The 20,715-nt window shown below is 63.8% G+C and carries 21 protein-coding genes; 7 read left to right on the forward strand and 14 right to left on the reverse strand.

The features are described from left to right. Nucleotides 1-165: 165 nt before the first annotated feature. The 3 genes from VMI09_11570 to VMI09_11580 are packed head-to-tail and all read left to right on the forward strand — an operon-like array spanning nt 166 to nt 2,122. Nucleotides 166-789, forward strand: coding sequence for a DsbA family protein (locus VMI09_11570; GenBank protein ID HTQ25326.1), 624 nt, complete (start codon nt 166-168; stop codon nt 787-789). 28 nt (nt 790-817) lie between these two features. Beyond that, nucleotides 818-1,216 (forward strand): thioesterase family protein, encoded by a 399-nt coding sequence (locus tag VMI09_11575; protein HTQ25327.1) that lies wholly within the window; start codon nt 818-820, stop codon nt 1,214-1,216. Nucleotides 1,217-1,237: 21 nt separating this feature from the next. Next, nucleotides 1,238-2,122: a MaoC family dehydratase gene (locus VMI09_11580; GenBank protein HTQ25328.1), complete on the forward strand. Its 885-nt coding sequence runs from the start codon at nt 1,238-1,240 to the stop codon at nt 2,120-2,122. A 169-nt stretch (nt 2,123-2,291) separates the two neighbouring features. Here VMI09_11580 and VMI09_11585 read toward each other — a convergent pair whose 3' ends face one another. Beyond that, nucleotides 2,292-3,539: an LLM class flavin-dependent oxidoreductase gene (locus VMI09_11585; protein ID HTQ25329.1), complete on the reverse strand. Its 1,248-nt coding sequence runs from the start codon at nt 3,537-3,539 to the stop codon at nt 2,292-2,294. Between the two features lie 193 nt (nt 3,540-3,732). Here VMI09_11585 and VMI09_11590 point away from each other — a divergent pair, with 193 nt between their 5' ends. Further along, nucleotides 3,733-5,664: an alpha/beta hydrolase domain-containing protein gene (locus VMI09_11590; protein ID HTQ25330.1), complete on the forward strand. Its 1,932-nt coding sequence runs from the start codon at nt 3,733-3,735 to the stop codon at nt 5,662-5,664. Nucleotides 5,665-5,716: 52 nt separating this feature from the next. Here VMI09_11590 and VMI09_11595 read toward each other — a convergent pair whose 3' ends face one another. After that, nucleotides 5,717-6,502, reverse strand: a complete 786-nt coding sequence (locus VMI09_11595; protein HTQ25331.1) for an enoyl-CoA hydratase/isomerase family protein — start codon at nt 6,500-6,502, stop codon at nt 5,717-5,719. A 178-nt stretch (nt 6,503-6,680) separates the two neighbouring features. Between VMI09_11595 and VMI09_11600 the strand changes: the two genes are divergently transcribed. From VMI09_11600 to VMI09_11610, 3 genes are read left to right on the forward strand one after another with little or no spacing between them, the layout of a single operon-like run. Next, the gene (locus tag VMI09_11600) at nt 6,681-7,826 is read left to right on the forward strand and encodes an acyl-CoA dehydrogenase family protein (protein ID HTQ25332.1); all 1,146 of its coding nucleotides are present in this window, start codon (nt 6,681-6,683) and stop codon (nt 7,824-7,826) included. Between the two features lie 60 nt (nt 7,827-7,886). Beyond that, on the forward strand, nt 7,887-8,390 hold the full coding sequence (locus tag VMI09_11605; GenBank protein ID HTQ25333.1) for a MaoC family dehydratase N-terminal domain-containing protein: 504 nt from the start codon (nt 7,887-7,889) through the stop codon (nt 8,388-8,390). Between the two features lie 17 nt (nt 8,391-8,407). Continuing rightward, nucleotides 8,408-8,830 carry a hypothetical protein gene (locus VMI09_11610; protein HTQ25334.1) on the forward strand — a complete coding sequence of 141 codons (423 nt, stop codon included), beginning with the start codon at nt 8,408-8,410 and terminating at the stop codon, nt 8,828-8,830. A gap of 156 nt (nt 8,831-8,986) precedes the next feature. Here VMI09_11610 and VMI09_11615 read toward each other — a convergent pair whose 3' ends face one another. From VMI09_11615 to VMI09_11670, 12 genes are all read right to left on the reverse strand, one after another. Continuing rightward, complete coding sequence (locus VMI09_11615; GenBank protein ID HTQ25335.1) at nt 8,987-9,985, reverse strand: 2-oxoacid:ferredoxin oxidoreductase subunit beta; 999 nt, start codon at nt 9,983-9,985, stop codon at nt 8,987-8,989. 6 nt (nt 9,986-9,991) lie between these two features. Beyond that, nucleotides 9,992-11,893 carry a 2-oxoacid:acceptor oxidoreductase subunit alpha gene (locus tag VMI09_11620; GenBank protein ID HTQ25336.1) on the reverse strand — a complete coding sequence of 634 codons (1,902 nt, stop codon included), beginning with the start codon at nt 11,891-11,893 and terminating at the stop codon, nt 9,992-9,994. 140 nt (nt 11,894-12,033) lie between these two features. Then, entirely contained in the window at nt 12,034-12,318 is a 285-nt protein-coding gene (locus VMI09_11625) for an acylphosphatase (protein HTQ25337.1), read from the reverse strand. Between the two features lie 15 nt (nt 12,319-12,333). Beyond that, the gene (gene ligA, locus VMI09_11630) at nt 12,334-14,370 is read right to left on the reverse strand and encodes an NAD-dependent DNA ligase LigA (GenBank protein ID HTQ25338.1); all 2,037 of its coding nucleotides are present in this window, start codon (nt 14,368-14,370) and stop codon (nt 12,334-12,336) included. 27 nt (nt 14,371-14,397) lie between these two features. Beyond that, nucleotides 14,398-15,093, reverse strand: a complete 696-nt coding sequence (locus VMI09_11635) for an MBL fold metallo-hydrolase (GenBank protein HTQ25339.1) — start codon at nt 15,091-15,093, stop codon at nt 14,398-14,400. A gap of 57 nt (nt 15,094-15,150) precedes the next feature. Then, entirely contained in the window at nt 15,151-15,864 is a 714-nt protein-coding gene (locus VMI09_11640; protein ID HTQ25340.1) for a cob(I)yrinic acid a,c-diamide adenosyltransferase, read from the reverse strand. Nucleotides 15,865-15,919: 55 nt separating this feature from the next. Continuing rightward, nucleotides 15,920-16,360 carry a rhodanese-like domain-containing protein gene (locus VMI09_11645; protein ID HTQ25341.1) on the reverse strand — a complete coding sequence of 147 codons (441 nt, stop codon included), beginning with the start codon at nt 16,358-16,360 and terminating at the stop codon, nt 15,920-15,922. 144 nt (nt 16,361-16,504) lie between these two features. Next, nucleotides 16,505-16,762: a hypothetical protein gene (locus VMI09_11650; protein ID HTQ25342.1), complete on the reverse strand. Its 258-nt coding sequence runs from the start codon at nt 16,760-16,762 to the stop codon at nt 16,505-16,507. A 105-nt stretch (nt 16,763-16,867) separates the two neighbouring features. After that, on the reverse strand, nt 16,868-17,773 hold the full coding sequence (locus VMI09_11655; protein HTQ25343.1) for a YiiX/YebB-like N1pC/P60 family cysteine hydrolase: 906 nt from the start codon (nt 17,771-17,773) through the stop codon (nt 16,868-16,870). A gap of 181 nt (nt 17,774-17,954) precedes the next feature. After that, complete coding sequence (locus tag VMI09_11660; protein HTQ25344.1) at nt 17,955-18,980, reverse strand: DUF1573 domain-containing protein; 1,026 nt, start codon at nt 18,978-18,980, stop codon at nt 17,955-17,957. A gap of 98 nt (nt 18,981-19,078) precedes the next feature. Next, entirely contained in the window at nt 19,079-19,555 is a 477-nt protein-coding gene (locus tag VMI09_11665; protein HTQ25345.1) for a hypothetical protein, read from the reverse strand. A 143-nt stretch (nt 19,556-19,698) separates the two neighbouring features. Beyond that, a partial coding sequence (locus VMI09_11670) for an ATP-grasp domain-containing protein (protein ID HTQ25346.1) occupies nt 19,699-20,715 on the reverse strand: 1,017 nt, incomplete at its 5' end.

Genomic DNA, 20,715 nt, shown 5'->3' on the forward strand with positions numbered 1-20,715 from the left:
CGAGCTTCCTCGAAAAAAATCCTGACGACGCAGCCTGCTCGAGCCACTATTTTCGCATCCGCCGCCCGCGGAATCGAGCGGTGCGCGCACGATGCCCTCGATAAAGAAAGACGCGCCGCTTTTTCGCCGCTTTCTTTTAGGCTATCCACTAAATAAGTGGTCACCATGGCTGATGGCGTCGAAACGATAAAACTTTATTACGACTTCAAGAGCCCGTTTACGTACCTCGCGATGGAGCCGGCGTACAAGCTCGAAGAGACCCATCGCGTGCGCCTGCGCTTCATCCCGCTCGAGCTCGCGATCCGCGAGGCGTACGGCGGCGAGCTCGAGCAGCGCGCGCAGCGCGACTGGGATAAGGTGCGGTACCTTTACATGGACATGCGCCGCTTCGCCAACGAACGCGCGATGATCGTCCGCGGCCCGCAGAAGATTTTCGACTCGCGGCTTGCGCTGATAAGCGGGCTCTATGCCGATCGCCACGGACGCTTTCGGCCATACGCAGACCGCGTCTTCGAGCGCTTCTTCAAGCGCGAACTCAATATCGAGGACTTCGATGCGCTGGCCGCTGTGATGGCCGAGGCGGGACTCGACTACGCCGGCTTCCGCGACTATGCCGAAGGCGACGGTCCTGCCGACTTGCGGGCCGCGGCGGCTGAAGCCGAGCGCGACGGTGTGTTCGGCGTGCCCACCTTCAACGTCGCAGGCGAGCTTTTTTGGGGCAACGATCGCGTCGATTGGGTGATCAAAAAGCTCGACCGGATGAAGCTTCGGCGCACGCGCGCCGCGTAAAACAGGTGGAATCGATAAGGGGATTACGATGCGACCGATACCGGTGGGAACCAAGGGCAGCCACACTATCATCGTGGAAAAGAAGGACCTGGCGGGCACGATGGAGCCCTCGCTGCCGCCGGTGATGGCCACCTGCGTGATGAGCCTGATGATGGAGTTGGCCGCGATCGACGCGATGCAGCCTTACCTCGAGCCCGGCGAGATGTCGGTCGGGGCCGTGATCAACGTGCAGCATCTTGCCGCCACGCCCGAGGGGCACAAGGTCACCGCCTGGGCCGAAGTAACCAAGGTCGACGGCCGGCGCATCGAGTTCGTCGTGCGCGCGAATGACGATATCGACGAGATCGGGACTGGAACGCATATCCGCGCAGTCGCCGATCGCGCGAAGTTCAACGAGCGGCTGAAAAAGAAAATCAAGAAGGCATGAAGACTGGCGAGGCGCTGTACGATGGAACTGACGAGCGTGTTTGATCCGAGCGAAGTTTACGTGGGCCGTGATTACGGTGGCGCCGAATACGAAATAACTGCGGACCTCATCGAGCGCTATATCGCGGGCACCGGCGACGACAACCCCTGGTATCGCGGGCCCTCGCCGCTCGGCGGCCCGGTGGCGCCTGCGCTGATCGTACATTCGGCGGTCTTCCATACCCATTCCTGGTACCTGCCCAATGTTTACGGCAACCTGCACGCGCGCCAGGAGTTCGATTTTTTCGCGCCGGTGATGGTCGGTGAGCGGCTGCGCTCGCGCTCGGTCATCGCCGAGCGCTACGCCAAGCGCGACCGCGAATACGTGGTCAACGAAACCCTGATCTTCGACTCCGCGGGCCGCATGGTGACGCGCGGCCGTACGCATCAGAGCTTCCTGATGCCGGAGCGCGCGGACGGCTCGTACGCGGTGGACAAGTCGCGCGAGCGCGACGCCGCCCGCACGTTCAAGGTCGGCGAACACGGCGGCGAACCGATCGAATCGCCGATGATTCACGTGAGCGAAGCGATGTGCATGGCGTTCTCCGGGCCGGCGATCAACTACCACACCGATCGCGAAGCGGCGCGCAAGCTCGGCTTTCCCGAGATCGTGGTGCAGGGAATGCTGTCGGTGTGTCTGGCGGGCGCGATGATGACGCGGCGCTTCGGCGTGGGGTTCCTCTGTGGCGGACGCTTCGATCTGCGGCTGGTCAACGTGCTCTGGGCCAACGAAACCACCGCCGCCCGCGGACGCATCCTGGAGCGTCGGCCGGAAGGCGCGCGCACGCGAGCCGAAGTTGAGGTATGGTGCGAAAAATCCGACGGCACCAGGACGGTGGTCGGCTCAGGCAGCGCGCTCGAACTCTGAGCGTGAAGGGGCCGAACCGTCCGCAGAGTGGCTGAGTCCCGGCGCTCAGCCGTAATCGCCTTTCATGTATGAAATCGTCTGACGCCCAACGGATTTCTCGACCCGGCGATCGCCGGCGCTCATCGACCGATTCATCACCCCGCGCCCTGCTTGCGGCCGCGGCGCCCGATCAGGGCGCGGGCGCGGCCTCGATCGCGTGCTCGCCCGATGAAGGCGCGTCGAGTTCCGGCAGCACCTTGGTCATGAAAGTGCCCAGTTCGTCGAGCACGACCTCCTTGGGACACTGCGCGTAGTGCCAGATGAGCGTCAGGTACTCGGCGGGAACGGTCGCGTAGATATGACGCCACTGCTGCCTTAACTGCTCGACGGTTCCGCCCAGGAAGATGCCGCTCTCCTTCATGCTCTGCAGGGTCGCCTCCGCGTCCGCGAAGTGTGGCAGCTTGGGAAAAAACGCGGTGTAGAAATTCGCGTACATCTCGTAATCGTAGCGCATCAGCTTGTCGCGGAATTCCTGCTCGGTGCGGCCGGCGTGAATCCAGCGCACGAGGTTCTGACGCTCGCCCAGAGCATAGGGCAGTCCGGCGGCGCGCCCCTCCTCGACGTACATGCGTGCGAACTGCAGGATGTTATCGAGACCGGTGAAATAGGTGGGGCGAAAGCCATGGCGCGCCAGGAACGGAATCGAACTCGCGCTGCCGCTCATCGCCACGAATACCGGCGGATATGGCCGCGTGTAGGGGCTGGGCACCACGCTCACGCGCCGGATACTGCCGTCGGGTCCGACTTCGCCCGGAGCGCCGGCGGACGCAGCGCTTCTCCACGCCGGATAACCACGGACTCCGGTTTCGTAGGGATAGGGAATCTCGTAGTGCGGCTGCTTCGACTCGACCGCGTCCTGCATCCAGCACTGCATCAGCATCAGCGTGCGTTCTTCGAAAATCTCGCGGTTGCGGGCATCGTCCGCGCTGCCATCGGAAAGTGTCGCCACCGCATCGATCGACTGACCCAGGATGTTGGTCCAGCGCGCCTGATAGCCGCGCGTGAGGCCGACGAAGAAGCGGCCGTTGGTCATGTGGTCGAGGATGGCGGTTTCTTCGGCGACCCGGATCGGATCGCGCGTTGCCATCACGTAACCCAGCGCGCCCAGGTAGGCGCGCTTCACGGCGCCTGCCCACCAGGCGTTGAGCACGCCGGGATTGGGCCCGAGCTCGTAACCTTCGGAGTGGAGATGGTGCTCGATCGTGCTGATGCCCCAGACGCCCATCGCGTCGATCTCTCTAACCAGTTCGAGCGATTCATGGAGCACGCGGTGGTAAACTTCGCTATTGCGTCCGAGCGGACGCTTGCGTTCGCGATCCGCGCGATCTTCGGCAGGAAGCACCGGGTAAAGCTGGACGATAACCTTTGGAGTCGCCATGTCGTTACTCCTCCGCGTCGCCAGATTAACTATTGGCTGTGGCGCGGATAACAACACATTCCAATCCCGCTTTCAATCGCTATTTTTCGCCGCACACGCGGCGCGCCGGGGCGCCGCATTACCCGGTCCGGCCCGCCGTTGTGCTATCCTGCGCCGCTGGCGCAGTGCAGCCACGCTCGACGGAAGAGGGCTTATGAAAATCGAAATCGCCCGCGTTGAAAGCGCCTTTGGCGGGATGTCGTTCGGCACCGTCGGAGCCTACGAAAAGGTCATCGGCCGCGCATTCGGCGAAGTCGATCCGTCGCATCCACTCAACGCCGTAATCGCCAATCTCGACAAGGCGCCCCGCAACGCCGCCGGCCTGGTCGAATATTGGATGGATTTCTGCCTTCTGAAGCCGACCGATCTGCGCAAAGGTAATCGGTATCTTCTGTACGACGCGCTCAATCGCGGCGACAAGCTCGCCCTGGTCGACCTGAACGACGCGTCCAAGGGCCTGGGATCGAACGAACTTGCGACCGCCGAAGACGCCGGCAACGGCTTCCTGATGCGCCGGGGCTATTCGATCCTGTTCGGCGCATGGCAGGGCGACGTCGCGCCTGAAGAGGGACATATGCTCGCCGGCTTTCCGGTCGCAACCGGGGCCGGAAAGCCTATCGTCGGCGAATCGAGAGAGGAATTCGTCTTCGGCCAGGATTCGGGAAGAGTGGTCGCGCCGCTGACCTACCCCGCCAATACGCTGGAGCAGAGCGAGGCGACACTTACGGTCCGCCAACGCCAGAAGGATCGGCGGACACCGGTCCCGCCGGATCGATGGCGCTTTCTCTCTCCCACCAGGCTCGAAATCATCCTCGCCGACGGTTTCGACGGCGGTGCAATATACGAGTTCATCTACCAGGCGCGCGATCCGATCGTGATGGGTCTCGGATTCGCCGCGGTCCGCGACCTGGTGGAATTCATGCGCCATGCGGCAACAGACGATAGCGGCCGGCCCAATCCGCTGAGCCTCGGTCGAGGCGGCCCGATCGTCGATGACGTCATCGCCTACGGAAGATCGCAGCCGGGCCGCTTCCTGCGCGAGTTCGTGCACCTGGGATTCAACCAGACGCCGTCAGGCCGAAGGGTTTTCGACGGAATTTATGCGAGCCTCGCGGGTTCCCGCAGAATTTTCTTGAACCATCCCTTCTCCCAGCCGGGGCGGTTCAATCGCGAGCACGAGGACCATCTTTATCCCGGCGATCAGTTTCCGTTTACCTACGCAACTCGCACCGATTCGATAAGCGGGAAGACCGGCGGCATCATGGAGCGTTGCCTTGCTTCCGGCACCTGCCCCAAGATGATGCACGCCGATACCAGCACCGAATTCTGGCAGGGGCGATGTTCCCTGGTCGTAACCGACGAGCACGGCCAGGACATTGCGCTGCCCGAGCAGGTCCGCGTGTACGCCTTCGCCGGAACGCAGCATGCGGGCCCTGCGATGCTCCGGCACAGCGGGGTCTTCTTCCAGAACCACACGTATCCACTGAATCGTCTCGACTACGGGCCTTTGAACCGGGCATTGCTGGTAGCGCTGCAGCAATGGGTCAGCGCGGGGACACTACCGCCGGAGAGCCGGTTTCCGCGCGCCGGCGATGGAACTCTCGTGCCTCCCTCGCCAGGATCGGGTCTCGCCTTTCCCGACATTCCGGGCGTTCGCTACACGGGGCTCTTCAACGAACTGTGCGTGATGGATTACAGCTCGGAGCCGCCCCGGGCGATCCCCGGCCGCGAATACCCGGTCCTGGTCCCCAAGGTTGACGAGGACGGCAACGAGATCGCCGGCATACGCCTGCCCGACATCACGGTGCCTCTGGGCACGCGGACGGGATGGAACATCCGGTGCGCCGGATGCGCGGAGGGCGCATTGATGGTGGTGGGCTCGTTCATCCCATTCGTGGCTACAGTGAAGGAGCGTCGTGAAACGGGCGACCCGCGACCCTCTCTCGAAGAGCGATACCCGAGCCACGAGCACTACGTTGACGCGGTCGCGCGCGCCGCGGCCGTGCTTCAAAAGGAGCGGCTGCTGCTAGAGGAAGACGTCGAGCGCTACGTCGCCGCGGCCAAGACTTCGACGGTCGGCCGCTAGCGGCCCGGACCCAACGCGCTTTTCCGCGTCGAGTACCGGCTGCAGTTGCATTCTATCTTCCGACGAAACGCCCGGGGCGCCGCTCGGCGACCGCCTTGATGCCTTCGCGATGATCCTCGGTGCGCATCAACCAGTCCTGCTCGATGAACTCGAGGTCGGTCTGCGCCTGCACGGCTTCGGCCAGTCCCCGGCGCACGGTGGCGCGGGTCGAATTGATGGCCAACGGTGCATTCTCGGCAATTTCGGCCGCGAGCTTCGTCGCCGTCTCGCGTAGGCGGTCTGCTTCGACCAGAACGTCGGCGAGTCCCCACGCGTAGGCTTCTTCGCCGTTGATACGCCGACCCGTGAGGAACAGCAGATTCGCCTTCTGGACGCCGATCAGACGCGGCAACGTGTAGGTGAGTCCGAAACCCGGATGGAAGCCGATTTTGACGAAGTTGGCAGCAAAGCGCGCCTCGGGACAAACGACGCGGAAATCCGGCACCAGCGCGAGTCCGAGGCCGCCGCCGATTGCCGGTCCCTGGATCGCGCCGATGATCGGCTTCCTGGAGCCGAAGAGCCGCACCGCCTCGGAATAGAGCGGATTGCGCTTCTCCGTGCCGGCCTCGACGCCGGTCGCCGCCCGGTTAGCGAAATTGGCGCCGGCACAGAATGACTTGCCCTCGGCGCAGAGCACGGAGGCGCGGCAGGCCGCATCTTCGTCCAGCGCGCCGAACGCGTTGGCCAGGTCGCGGATGAGCTGGACGTCGAAATAATTGTGCGGCGGCCGATGAATCTCGACCGTGCCTACGTAGTCCTTCACCGCGACCGATACGTCGCCATATCTGGCTTCCGTCATCTGGCTTCTCCCATTTTTTTGAACCGCGCTTGCTATCCGCTTTTCAAAGCGCCCAGCGCTATCTGTTTTCAAAGCGCGGCTTACAGGATGGCGAAGTTGCGGCTTTGGCTCAAGGCAATTCCGCTTGCCAAAGAGCTCTCGCCGCGCGCAATAATTCCTGACCAGACGGGAGGAGTCTATGGATTTCGCAATCACCGAAGAGCATCGCATGATGGTCGAAAGCGTGCGCCAGTTCCGCGAAAAGGAGCTGATGCCGCTCGAGAAAGAATTCCTGCTCAAGGGCAAACTCGACATCAAGGTCCGTCACAACCTCGAACGCCGGGGGCGCGAGGCCGGCTTCTGGGCGCTCGAAGTGCCGGCCGAATACGGCGGCAACGACGTCGGCCAACTCGCGATGTGCATGATCAACGAAGAGCTGTTCAAGCATCCCGCGATGTTCGAGTTCGGCGGAAGCCCGGAGCCGGCGCTCTATCTCTGCAATGACGAGCAAAAGAAACGCTTCTTCTATCCGATCATCAACGGCGAGAAGCATAGCTGCTACGCCTTCACCGAGCCCGACGCGGGCTCGGACTTCGCGCGAATCCGCACCACCGCCGTGCGCGACGGCGACCGATGGATCGTGAACGGCACCAAGACGTTTATCTCCTACGTCGAGGGCGCCGACTTCGTGATCCTGTTCACTACGAGCAACCCCAAGCTGGGTTCGCGGGGCATCACCTGCTTCCTGGTCGAGATGGACACGCCGGGCTTTAAGGTCGCGCGCGAGATTCCCACCATGGGCGACAACTGGGACCCCCACGAGCTGCAGTTCACCGATTGCGTCGTGGCGGACGCGAACCGCCTGGGCGAGGCCGACGGCGGCTTCGCGGTCGCCGACTATCAGCTCACCCACGGGCGGCTCAAGATCGGTGCGTTCCAGCTCGGAATCGCGGCACGCTCGATCGAGATGGCAGTCGAATGGGCCAAGCAGCGCACCACCTGGGGCAAGCCCATCGCGAGCCGCCAGGCGATCCAGTGGATGCTCGCCGACTCGGAGGTCGAGCTGGAAGCGGCGCGGCTGCTGGTCTATCGGGCGGGCTGGATGGCCGACGCGAAGCAGAAAATCCGCAACGAGGCGTTCATCGCCAAGCTCTACGCGACCGAGATGGCGCAGCGCGTCACCGATCGCTGCATCCAGATTTTCGGCGGCCTCGGCTACACCCGCGAGCTGCCGATCCAGAGCTTCTTCCGCCAGGTGCGCGTCTGGCGAATCGGCCACGGCACCGCCGAGATCCATCGCTGGATGATCGCGCGCAACATGCTCGGCCAATCGTCACGCGACTAAGCTGCGGTCTGGCGCGACTGAACGGAGATCTGCACGCAAAGCTGAACGGAGAACCGGCTCATGAGCGTCTCGATTCCCGCGCTGTTCGAAGAACTCAAACCCTACGTCGGGCGAAGCGAACGCACCGACCTCGGAATCATGCGCAAGGAGGCCTTCCAGCGCTTCGCCGTCGCCGCCGACAATCTAAACCCGATCTTCTTCGAGGCCGAGGCCGCGCGTGCCGCCGGCTATCCCGAGACGGTCGCGCCTCCGCTCTTTCTGAGCGCGGTCCGCAACTGGCAGACGGGTCCGCCGCAGGATTCGCTCCGCCCCGACGGCACCACCAGCCACGAATTCGCGTTTCTGCCGCTTGAGGGAATGCGCATCATGGGCGGCGGCCAGAACCTGGAGTTCCATGCGCCGGTGACCGACGGCATGCGGGTCACGATGGAATTGCGGCTCGACGGCGTCGAGCTCAAGCAGGGACGCTCGGGCGATCTGCTGCTGATCAAGGTAATCCAGATTTATCGCGACGCCGGCGAGCGCCCGCTCGTGACCTGCCGCGAAACCTTCATCGCGCGCTGACCAGAGAGAAGCCGACTATGCATGGCCATCAACTTTACTTCGAGGACATAAAAACCGGCGCGGCGCTGACGCCGCTGGTCAAACGGCCGACCACCATCCAGCTCTTCCGCTTCAGCGCCGTCACCTGGAACGCGCATCGTATTCATTTCGATAAGCCTTACGCGGCCACCGAAGGCTATCCCGACGTGCTGGTACAGGCCCATCTGCACGGCAGCTTTCTCTACCAGGCGGTGGCGGACTGGGCCGGGCCACGTGCGCGCGTCCTCAGGTTTCGATGGCAGAATCGCGGAATCGCGATTCCGGGCGACGTGCTGACCTGCTCCGGCACGGTGGCCAAGGCGGATAACGGCGCGGTCGAATGCGAGCTCGAAGAGCGTAATCAACAGGGAGAGCTGTGCGCTTCCGGATGGGCGCGCGTCGAGCTGCCCCGCCGCAGCTAAGGCGGCATCGGAACGACGGCCGTCGCATTCGAGCCACTCCGCATTGAGCGAGGCGCCAGCCGCGACATCGGAGCGGCGTCCATGAGATCACTGAAAAAAGAAAGGGCCGAAGGTTTATGCCCTCGGCCCCTTTGCTGTCGATGAGGGGATTGCGGCCTAGTTGACCGTCCAGGTATCGCCCTGGCGCAGCAGCTTTTGCGGATCGCCGGCGCCCATCCTGGCCTTCGCCTCTTCGAGCTGCTTGTTCATCGCCGCGTCGTAGGTCGGGCGCGGCGCGCAGTAGAAGACGCCGATCGGCGTGGGCATCGGCGGCTCGAAGTTTCCCAGCATGAAGGCGAGCGAAAGATTCGTCTCGTCGTGCACCACGATGTCGCTTTCGCTCACGCCGTTGCCGAGCTGAACCACCTCGGGACGCATCCCGTTCATCCGGATACCGCGGTCGCGGTTCTTGCCGAAGATGAGCGGCTTGCCGTGCTCGAGCACGAGCTGGTGGTCGGCTTTAATCGTCTTGTCGCTCACTTCCTTGAAGGCGTCGTCGTTGAAGATATTGCAGTTCTGGAGGATCTCGATAAATGACGCGCCGCGATTGGCGTGGCCGCGCTTGAGTACTTCGCCGAGATGCTTCTGCTCGACGTCGACCGTGCGCGCGACGAAGGCCGCGTGCGCGCCGAGCGCGACCGTGATCGGATTGAACGGGAAATCGACCGAACCGACGGGCGTGGACTTGGTGACCTTGCCTACTTCCGAGGTCGGCGAATACTGGCCCTTGGTGAGGCCATAGATTCGGTTGTTGAAGAGCAGGATCTTCAGGTCGACGTTGCGGCGCAGCACGTGAATCAGATGGTTGCCGCCGATTGAGAGTCCGTCGCCGTCGCCCGTTACGACCCATACGTCAAGTTCGGGCCGCGTGACCTTAAGCCCGGTCGCGACCGCCGGTGCGCGGCCGTGAATCGTATGGAAGCCGTAGGTGTTCATGTAGTACGGAAACCGGCTCGAGCAGCCGATGCCCGAGATGAAGACCGTGTTTTCGCGCGGCACGCCCAGCTCCGGCATGATCTTCTGGACCTGGGCGAGGATCGCGTAATCGCCGCATCCCGGACACCAGCGCACTTCCTGGTCCGAGATGAAATCCTTGCGGGTTAAAGCGGTAGCCATTTGTTTTCAGCCCTCCAGCGCGCGCAGGATACGGTTGGTCAGCTCGCTGACCTTGAACGGACGCCCCTGGATCTTGTTGCAGCCGACGGCGTCCACCAGGTAGTCCGCGCGCACCATCTTGAGGAGTTGTCCCATGTTCATCTCGGCGACCATCACCTTGCGGAACGTCTTTAGCTTGTCGCCGAGGTCGCTCGGCAGCGGATTCAGATAGCGCAGGTGGATGTGCGAGACGTTCTTGCCCTTGGCGCGCAATTGCTTGACCGCCTCGCGAATCGGCCCGAAGGTCGAACCCCATCCGAGCACCACCAGCTCGCCGCCATTGCCCTCGCCGAAGATCTCGATCGGCGCAATCTCGCGCGCGATGCCCGCAATCTTGCGCGCCCGCTGCCGCACCATCAGCTCGTTGTTGGCCGGCGAGTAGCTGATATTGCCGGTCTGGTCCTCGGTCGAAAGGCCGCCTAGCCGATGCTCCAGGCCGGGCGTGCCGGGCACCGCCCACGGCCGCGCCATCGTCTCGGGGTCGCGGATGTAAGGCATATAGCCGGCCGGATCGGTGCGGAACTCGACTTTGATCTCGGGCAGCTTGTCGGCGTCGGGCACCAGCCATGGCTCGGCGCCGTTGGCGAGCTGGCCGTCGGTCAGCAGGATCACCGGGGTCATGTACTTGGTCGCGATACGCACGGCTTCGTAAGCGCAATCGAAACAGTCGGCCGGAGTCGCCGCCGCAATAATCGGAATCGGTGATTCGCCGTGCCGCCCGTACATCGCCATCAGCAGGTCCGCCTGCTCCGGCTTGGTCGGCATCCCGGTCGAGGGGCCGGCGCGCTGGATATCCGTGATAACTATCGGCAGTTCGGTCTTGACCGCGAGGCCCACCGCCTCGGCCTTGAGGTTCATGCCGGGGCCGGAAGTCGTGGTTATCGCGATCGCACCGCCGAACGCAGCGCCGATCGCCGAAGCCACGCCCGCGATCTCGTCCTCGGCCTGGAAGGTATAGACGGGAAAATTCTTGAAGCCGGCGAGATCGTGAAGCACATCGCTGGCGGGAGTAATCGGATACGAGCCCAGGAACAGGGGGCGCTTCGCGCGGCATGCCGCGACCACGAACCCGAGCGCCGTCGCGCTGTTGCCCGTGATGTTGCGGTAGAAGCCCTTGGCGATGCGCGCGGGATCGACGATATACGAGCTTGCGAACGCTTCGGTAGTCTCGCCGTAATTGTAGCCCGCCTTGAGCGCCTTTACGTTGGCGGCGAGCACGTCGGGCAACTTGCGGAAACGTCCGGCCAGCCAGTTCTCCGTGCTCGCGATGGGCCGCTGATAGAGCCACGACACCAGGCCGAGCACGAACAGGTTGCGGCAGCGCATCACGGCGCGGTTGTTGAGCCCCGAATCGCGAAGCGCCAGCGTCGTCATCCTGGTAACGTCAACCTGGAAGACCTGGTACTTGTCGAGCGAATGATCGGTGAGTGGATTGGAGGTGAAGCCGGCGCGCTTGAGGTTGGACTCGCTGAAAGCCGCAACGTCGGCGATAATCACGCCGTTAGGCGGCACGTCGTCGAGGTTGGCTTTGAGCGCCGCCGGATTCATCGCCACCAGCACGTCGGGTTCATCGCCGGCGGTGAAGATTTCGCTGCTGGAAAAATTTACCTGGAAACCGCTGACCCCGGCGAGCGTTCCGGCAGGAGCGCGTATCTCGGCGGGAAAATCGGGCAGGGTCGCTATATCGTTGCCGGCCAGCGCCGATTCAGTCGTGAACTGCATTCCGGCGAGCTGCATCCCGTCGCCCGAGTCGCCCGCGAACCGGATGACGACGTGTTCGACCTTTTCGCGCCGCTTGTGTCCCGCACCCCCACCGGCCAGACCGTGGGATTCCGCGGTTTGTCCGGCTGCCTCAGGTGGTAGAGCCATTTTCTTTCAAACTCCTTGCGCTACGTGGGCGTGCCGCAAACGAGACCAAGCCTCGCGGGCCCGGCCACGGTGCTTATGCCACCCAAAACTATAGCTAATACTAAAAAAAGGCGAAAGGGTACAATCCTTAACCAACGCACCTATCGGATCAAGAAAGCCGCCTCGTCGCCCCGATAATCCGACCACTCCTCCTCCACCCCGGTCACGCGCGCCAGACGGGGGCCCTGATGGGCCCACGCAGCAAGAATCTTTAGTTCGCGCCGCGGGCCCTCGGCAACTATTTCGACGTCGCCGCTTACAAGATTTTTCACCCATCCGCGAAGCCCCAGCAAGCGCGCCTCTTCGGCCGCCGCATGGCGAAAAAACACTCCCTGCACGCGCCCGTGCACCAGCATCCGGAGCCGAGCCAGATCAGGTCCGGGCATCGCCGCGCCGCGGGATTAGCCGCGTCCCTCGACGCCCAGCATCGCCACGAACGCGCGTTCGTCGAGCGTTTTCACTCCCAGCTCCTCCGCCTTGCGCAGCTTGGATCCCGCTTCCGCGCCAGCGACGACGAAGTCGGTCTTGCGGCTGACCGCCGAGGTCACGCGGCCGCCGGCGGCGCGGATTTTCTGCTCAGCTTCCTCGCGCGTCATCGTCTCGAGCGTCCCGGTCAAAACGAAGCTCTTGTCGCGCAGCGCCGCGCGCCCGTGCGCGGCGGGCGCTTGGAGCGGCGTCAGGTCGAGATGCTTTTTCAGCCGCTCGACACCGTTGCGGTTGCGCGGTTCGTCGAAATACTCGCGGATGCTGCGGGCGACCTCGTCGCCGATATCGCGGACCGAGCGCAAATCGTCCTCGCTCGCCTGGCCCAGCTCGTCGATCGTTCTGAAACGCAGCGCGAGCGCGCGCGCCGTGCTCTCGCCGACGTGACGGATGCCGAGGCCGTTGATCAGACGGTCGAGCGTGCGATGGCGCGAGCGCTCGATCGCGTCGAGCAGATTCTGCGCGCTCTTCTCGGCCATCCGCTCCAGTCCGGCGAGCCGATCGTGCTCAAGCCGGTAGACGTCGTCCAGTTCTTTCACCAGCCCGGTTTCAACCAGTTGGCCGACCAGCTTATCGCCGAGGCCGTCGATATCCATGCAGTTCTTGGAGGCGAAATGCCGAATCGACTCGCGCACGCGCGCCGGACAGTTGACGTTGACGCAGAAGTAGGCGACCTCGCCCTCCTCGTGGACGATTGCCCCGCCGCAATTCGGACAATGCGCGGGCATCTGGAACGGCTTCGCCCGCGGCTTTCCCTCCTTCGTCACTCGCACGACGTAGGGAATCACGTCGCCCGCGCGCTCGATCAGCACGGTGTCGCCTTCGCGCACGTCCTTGCGGCGGATTTCGTCGAGGTTGTGCAGCGAGGCGTTGGAAATCGTCACTCCGGCGAGCGGCACCGGCTCGAGTTGGGCGACGGGCGTGAGCGAGCCGATCCGTCCGACATAAACCGCGATCCGGTTGACCCGCGTCTTGGCCTGCTGGGCCTTGAACTTGAACGCGACCGCCCATCGCGGCGAGCGCGAGACCTCGCCCAACTGCTCCTGGAGCGCGAACGAGTTGACCTTGGCGACCACGCCGTCGGCTTCGTAGTCGAGCTCGTGGCGCTGCTCAGCGATTTGCGCGTGATACTCGAGCACCTCGTCGACGCCGCGGCAGATTTTCGTAAGCGGGTTTACCTTGAGACCGAACGACCTGATCCCTTGCAGGAATTCCCACTGGCTCTGGTAGCTCGCGCCCTCGATCACCCCGGGCGTGTGGCAAAAGATGTCGAGCGGGCGCGCGGCGCTGATTTTCGGATCGAGCTGGCGCAGCGACCCCGCCGCCGCATTGCGCGGATTGGCGAACAGTGGCTCGCCCGCCGCCGCGCGTTCGTTGTTGAGCCGCTCGAACGCGCGCCGCGGCAAAATCACCTCGCCGCGGACTTCGAGCAGGCGCGGCACTTTCACATGCGCGGGATGGAGCAGGCGCAGCGGGATGCTTTTGATCGTGCGGATGTTGGGCGTCACGTCCTCGCCGTTGATTCCGTCGCCGCGGGTCGATCCCACCTTCAGTCGCCCATCCTCGTACACCAGCTCGACGGCGAGGCCGTCGAGCTTGACCTCGGCCACGTACTCGACGTCGGCGTCGCTATGGAGAAAGCGCTTGATCCGGCGATCGAACTCGCGCATCTCTTCGGCGTCCATCGCATTGGCGAGCGACATCATCATCCGCCGATGGACGACGACGGCGAACTTTTCGCTGGGCCGCGCGCCGACGCGCTGGCTGGGCGAATCGGGTGTGAGCAGTTCGGGATGCGCCGCTTCGAGCGCCTCGAGCCGGCGCATCAGGGCGTCGTACTCGGCGTCGGTCAGCTCGGGGCTGTCGAGGACGTAATAGAGATAGTTGTGGTGGTTTATCTGCTCGCGCAGCTTTTCGGCGTCCGCCCGCGCGCGGCTGAGATCGTCCCTGGACATCTCCGGTCAGTTAATCTATCGGCCGATTCACCGCCGCGCGTAGCCCATCGCGTCGAGGAAGTCATCGAGCGTCGGAAAACGCATGTACATGTTGGTCCGTTTCTGCGCGCCGATCGTCGTGCTCGACTCCGATGAATACGCGTGGCCGGGATAGACCACGGTCGTGTCGGGCAGGCTGCGCAGCGTCCGGTTCAGACTGAAGTACATCGCCTCCGGGTCTGATCCAGGCAGGTCCACGCGCCCACACGAATTGACGAACAGCGTGTCGCCGGAAATCAGATTGCCCTCGAAAAGGAAGCACTGCGATCCGGGCGTATGGCCGGGCGTGTGCAGAAATGTAACCGTCAGATCGCCCAGCTTGAGCGTGTCGCCGGCGTCCATCTTGACCAGGTCCGAATCGCTCAATCCCGCCACTTTGCGCGCGCCCTCGGCCTCGGCCTTGTTGACGTAAACCTTGGCCTTCACCCGCTCGAGCATCCGCGCGGCACCCTCGATCGTCATCCCCATCATGCTGCCGCCGAGATGGTCGGGATGATAATGCGTAATCAGGATGTGCTCGATTTCCATCCCGTAGCGCTCGGCCCACTCGATAACCTTGTCCACGTCCCATGCCGGATCGATCACGGCGGCCTTGCGCGTCACGGGGTCGCCGATGAGATAAACAAAATTGGCCATCGGCCCCACCTGGGCCTGATGGAGCACGAGCCGTTCCGCTTCCGCCATGGGCTTACTCTCTTTGCCGTGCTGTCCAGAAAGCTCTTTTTCGTCCCGCGATGGAATCTAACGCTTGCCGCGGCGCGGCGCATCCCGGGTTTTACCGCGGGGGTTGCCGTCGGCTTTGCCGCCGTCCCCGGCTGCCGCCGATGCTTCTCGCTTGGCCGCAACCGCCGCGCGCGGATCGATTCTGAGGCCCCGGTCCCACAGAAATTCGGGCTCCTTGAGCCGCTTCGCGACCCATCGCGATTGCACGAACAGATGGTCGCTCAGGCGATTGACGTAAACCAGCAGACGGTCGTTGATCGGCTCGACCCGCCTTAGCGACCAGCACACGCGCTCGGCGCGCCGGCATACGGTGCGCGCCTGATGGAGAAAGGCGTTGAGCACGCCGCCGCCGGGAAGCGTGAAAGAGTTGAGCGGCTTGAGCTCGACCTGCATCCGATCCATCTCTTCCTCGAGCTTTTTCGTTTCCGCCCCGCCAATCTTGTGCATCCCGGCGTACTCGGCGGGCGGCGGCGTCGCCAGTTCGGAGCCAACGTCGAAGAGCTCGTTCTGGATACGCCGCAGGCTCTCCGAATACCAACCGTAGTCCTTGCCGAAGCGGCGTCTGTGGGCCGGAAGATAGGTGCGCACGATACCGACGATCGCGTTGAGCTCGTCGATCGTGCCATAGGCCTCCAGGCGCGCGCTCTCCTTGGCCACCCGAGCGCCGCCGACCAGGGCGGTCAGGCCGCGGTCGCCGCTGCGCGTGTAAATCCGTGTCAGCCGAATCGCCATCCGGTGCAATCCGTGGCCTGAGTCACGAGCCTCGTTCGCGCCGACGCCCGAGGCGCTAGAGGCCGGCCTTGCGGCGCAGCGCCTGATAGCCGTGGTCACCGACCTCCGGTGAGACCGGCAACCCCGCATCGCGCCATCCCGTCACCACCACCCCTCCAGAGGCGTCGCGCGCGCCGCCAAAGCCTCCGCGCACGTTGGTCAGGTCGGTATAGCCGGCGGCCTCGAGCAGTTCGCAGGCGCGCTGCGAGCGCCCGCCGGAAAGACATCCGACCACCAGTTTCCTTCCGTGCGCCAGCGTTTTGGTCACGACCTCGACGAATTCGCCATTGATTTCCATCTGGCCCGGGCCCTTGATGAAGACCACAGGCACATTGATCGCGCCTTCAGGATGGCCTTGGGCGAATTCGGGCTCGGTGCGGACGTCGAGGTAGATTGCTTCAGGGTTGTTCTTGAGTATCTCGTGAGCCTCCGCCGGCTCGGCCTGGTTAATCGGCATCGTCGGATGAAACCTCCGTCCCGACAGTGGTTAAGGCCGCGGACTGATTTCTCTCGGGCTTCATGCGGGCGCGGCCCGCGCCTCGCGGCGCAAGCGCCGGTCGCCTTTCGCGCGTCGCGGCCGCCGCAGTCACCCTCGAAGCAGTCATCCTCGACGATAGATGGCGAATTCCTCTTCGAACCTGGCGGCCCGCTCCTGTGCGGAGCTCACGCGCTGCGTGCGGAGGAAGAATTGGACCAGTTCCTCCTGACTCACCTGCCCGGCAGGGCTCGCCACTTCAACCAGCTCTTCGATAAGGCTCGGAAACTTCTCGCTCGGGATATAGTAATGCGCCCAGCCGAAGTTGCAGTGGCGATGCAAGATTCTGGCTATCGCCTTCTCCAAAAGTTCGTGACTGCTCATGCACACGATACCGTCCCAGGGTCCGCGGAACCGGCCGTTTGACGCGGCGCGACGCTCCCGCGCTGCCTAGTTATCGCAGACCTAAAGCGCCCCGCACAAGCCCCGTCAACCCGCCTCGAGCCTCGAGGTTTCCTCCGAGTTCGCGTTGGCCCATACGATTCGCCGGTAGTCGAAGCGCGCGCCGGCGATCAGGTTGAACTTGACCACCTCGAAATACGGCGAGAGGTCGAAATCGCGCGGCGTAACCAGCGAAGGCGAGATCATATGGTAGAGGCCAGGCGGCAGATGTACCGGCCTGGAGATCAGCTTGCCCAGCCGGCGCGGCGGGCCGTGAAGAGCCGTTGGATAGCCCTCGGGCAGCGGCTCGATTCTGGGCACGATCGGGAATCGCACCTGATCGAAGCACTCGGCGATCATGCTCGAACAGATCGCGCGGGTCGGGTCGCCGCTGCCAAAACGCAGCGCCGTGCGGCGAAGGCGTGCCGGCACTAGGCTTACCGGCAGAAAGTAGCGGCCGAGATCGAAGGCATTCTTGAGGTCGTAGAGCCGCCCGACATGAGCCAGCGCCTCATCGATCACGATCTTCAGGTCCGATTCGGAAAGGCGATACGGCCGGCAGATGCGGATGTTGAAGTCGCGGTAGCGCGCGAGTGGCGTCAGCACGACGCCGCTCTGCACCAGCGCCTCGACCAGCATATAGTTCGCGTCTTCGCCGTATTGCTCGGCGAGCTTGAGCCTGAGTTCCGGATCGCGCTTGACCGCTTCGTCGCCGATGTAGAGCGCCGAATGCGACCACGAACTCTGAGTCAGGTACTTGATGACCTCGCTTATCCGCTCGTTGCCTTCGACCAGGAGAACGTCGCCCTTGCGAATCTGACGCTTCAGTTCCGCGAGGTCGTTGGGATAGGCGACGGTGTAGCGTTTTAGCGGTTTGGTTAGCTGACGGGTCGCGAAACGGATTATCACCTCACGCACGCGGCGAAAAGGCTCCAGCATTACTGACGCGCCCATCGGCAAGCCGCCTTGGGCCGCAGCGCGTGCGGCGCGCCGCGGCCGCCAAGGATAAGTATACGGGGCGCTAACCTATCGAAACAAGTACGAAAACGACGATGCGCTCGCGGGCCGAGCGTCGAACATCGCGGAAATCGTTTGCGGATCCCGATCGGCACGTCCGGCCGCCGGCGGGGCGGTCCTAGCTTCTGAACGATCCGACGATTCCGTAGTATGGCACGGTCAGCGTCGCCTGTTGCGGATCGTCGGTGCGGATGGTCAGCGCGCCGCGGATCTGTCCGTCTGGAGTGTTGGGCCTGAGCGCCACCGTCAGCTTGTATTCCTTGCCGGGCGTCACCGGCGCCACCTGCGCGAACACGCTGTTGCTGGTGCTGTCCACGCCGAGCACGTTGATCGTGCGCTTGCCCTGGTTGGTGAGCCGCACAATCCGGATGGCGCCCTGATGATGCGGCAGCATGCCGAAGGACACCTGGCTCGGCTTGACCACCAGGTCGCCCTGCACCACGCCGAGAACCGCGACGCGCAGCGGCGCGAGGTTCGTCTCGATACGGAGCGTGTCGCTGATCGGCCCCGGCGGCATCGACGGCAGGAGCGTCACATGCAGCAGCGCTCCCGACTTGCCGTCGGTGCGCACCGCTTCGCTGACCTTGACATAGGGACTGTCGTTCGTGACCGACTTGAGCGCGAAGCCCTTCGCGCCGATCGTGTCGCTGATAACGACGTCGCGTGCGGCAGCGCTTCCCTGATGGACGCTGCCGAAGTCGATGTCGATCGGCTGCGCCGTCACCTGCGGCTTGATCACCCCTTCGATCTTGAGTTGCAGCGACGGGTTCGCCGGATCGTTGGTGCTGACCGTTACCACGGAGAGGCTGTGGCCTTGCTCGAATTTAGTATCGACCGAGGCCGCGATGGTCGAAACCTCACCGGGCGCAAGGAGGTTCTTGCTCGGCTTGGCGGCGGTGCATCCGCACGACGGCGTCACTTTCGTGATTTCGAGCGGCCCGTTGCCTACGTTCTTGATCATGAAGGCGTGGTTTATCGGCGGACCGCTGAGCGCGGTGCCGAAATTGTACGCCGGCTCGGTGACCTCGGCCTTGGGCGTCCCCTCCGTTCCCGCTCCCGGCTGCTGCTCTCCGAGCAGCGACGAACCGGCCGAAGGCAAGTCCGCGGCAAGCGCGCAGCGCGTGGGCGCCGCGATCGCAAGCATCAGGGCAAGCGCCAAAGCTGAGCTGACGCGGGACTTCGTATCAGCGAATGACTTCATGTGAGACAGGCAGCGCGCGGCGCGCGATTGGCGGACGAATCCTATTTTTTCGACCAGTGTTCCCAATCTCGTGCGAAATCCTGCACGGTTATCGCCCGTCGCAAGGTCAGGTCGGTGTTCAGCAAATCGTAGATCCGATCGTCCTTGCCCCGCATGCTGAAGTAAACCACAGCACCCTCGTCGCCGCCGCCCTCGATGTGGATCTCATCTTCGGCCCCGCTCGAAAACGAGCCCGCCGGCTTCACCTTCTCGACCACGCCATGCTCGGTCTGGTTGTACACGTGAAGCGTGCCTTCGAGCACCAGGGTCGTGGTCGGAGCGACGTGACGATGGTAGAGACAAAGGCCCTCGGGATCGAATTTGACCAACATGTCCGCCGAATGAGCCTCGACGTTGACGTCCAGGATCCGGTAGTAACAGCCCTCGGTCAGAAAATCCTTCCACTCGATCTTGCTCGAATCGAAGCGGAAGTTTGCGGGTGGCTTTTGCTGACGATCTGGAGTTGTGCTGCCGCTCATTAACCTTTTCCTTTGCGCCTCTTCCCTTGAGTCAGACTGCGCAGAGAGTACCGGATGGATTCTCAAGAGACTATATCACCGGCGAGAGGGAACGAAGCATTGCCGCCCCTGCGCGGCCCGCTTACGAAAGCGCCTGGTGCGGATCAGCGGCCTGCGGCACGAACCGCTTCGGCAGCGTGCGTGTCGCGCTCGAAACGGCCGAGGAAGTCGGTTGCAAATTCGCCGCGGAGAAAATCCGGCTCCTGCAAAATACGCAGGTGCAGCGGGATGTTGGTCTTGATGCCGTCGATGAGGTATTCGCGCAATGCAGCCCGCGCTCGCATCACCACGCCCGGGCGGTCACTCGCGTGCACGATCACCTTGGCGATCAACGGATCGTAGTGCACCGGCACCCGGTACCCGTCGTACAGCGCCGATTCCACGCGCACGCCGAGCCCCCCGGGCGGATGATGATTCGACACGACCCCCGGCGAGGGCAGATGCGTGTCCGGATCCTCCGCATAGATGCGGAACTCCATCGCCGCGCCGGCGATGCTCACCTGGCGTTGCTTGAACCGCAGCCGCTCGCCCATCGCGAGCGCCAGGCTCTCGCGCACGAGGTCGACCCCGGTCACCATCTCGGTGACGCCGTGCTCGACCTGGATCCGCGTATTCATCTCGATGAAGTAGAAGGTGCCGTCGGACGCGAGCAGGAATTCAACCGTGCCGACGTTGGAATAACCCACGACCTGCGCCGCGCGCACCGCCGCCTTGCCCATCTTCTCGCGCAGGCGCGCCGTCATCACCGGGCACGGCGCCTCCTCCAGGACCTTCTGATGGCGGCGCTGGATCGAGCAGTCGCGCTCGCCCATGTGAATCACGTTGCGATGGGTGTCAGCGATAATCTGAAATTCGACGTGCCGTGCGTGCTCGAGGTACTTCTCCAGGTACATCGTGCGCGAGCCGAAAGCCGCTTCGCTCTCGGCGCGCGCGAGCGTGAACAGACGGCTCAATTCCTTCTCGTCGCGCGCGACGCGCATCCCCTTGCCGCCGCCGCCCGCCGCCGCCTTGACCAGCAGCGGGTAGCCGAGCTGCTCCGCTGCCGCGCGCGCGCCCGCCGCGCCGGCGGCGAGATCGTCCACGGCCGGCACCACCGGGACGCCGGCCGCCGTCACCACCGC

Source organism: Candidatus Binataceae bacterium, assembly GCA_035500095.1.
GTDB lineage: Bacteria > Desulfobacterota > Binatia > Binatales > Binataceae > JAKAVN01.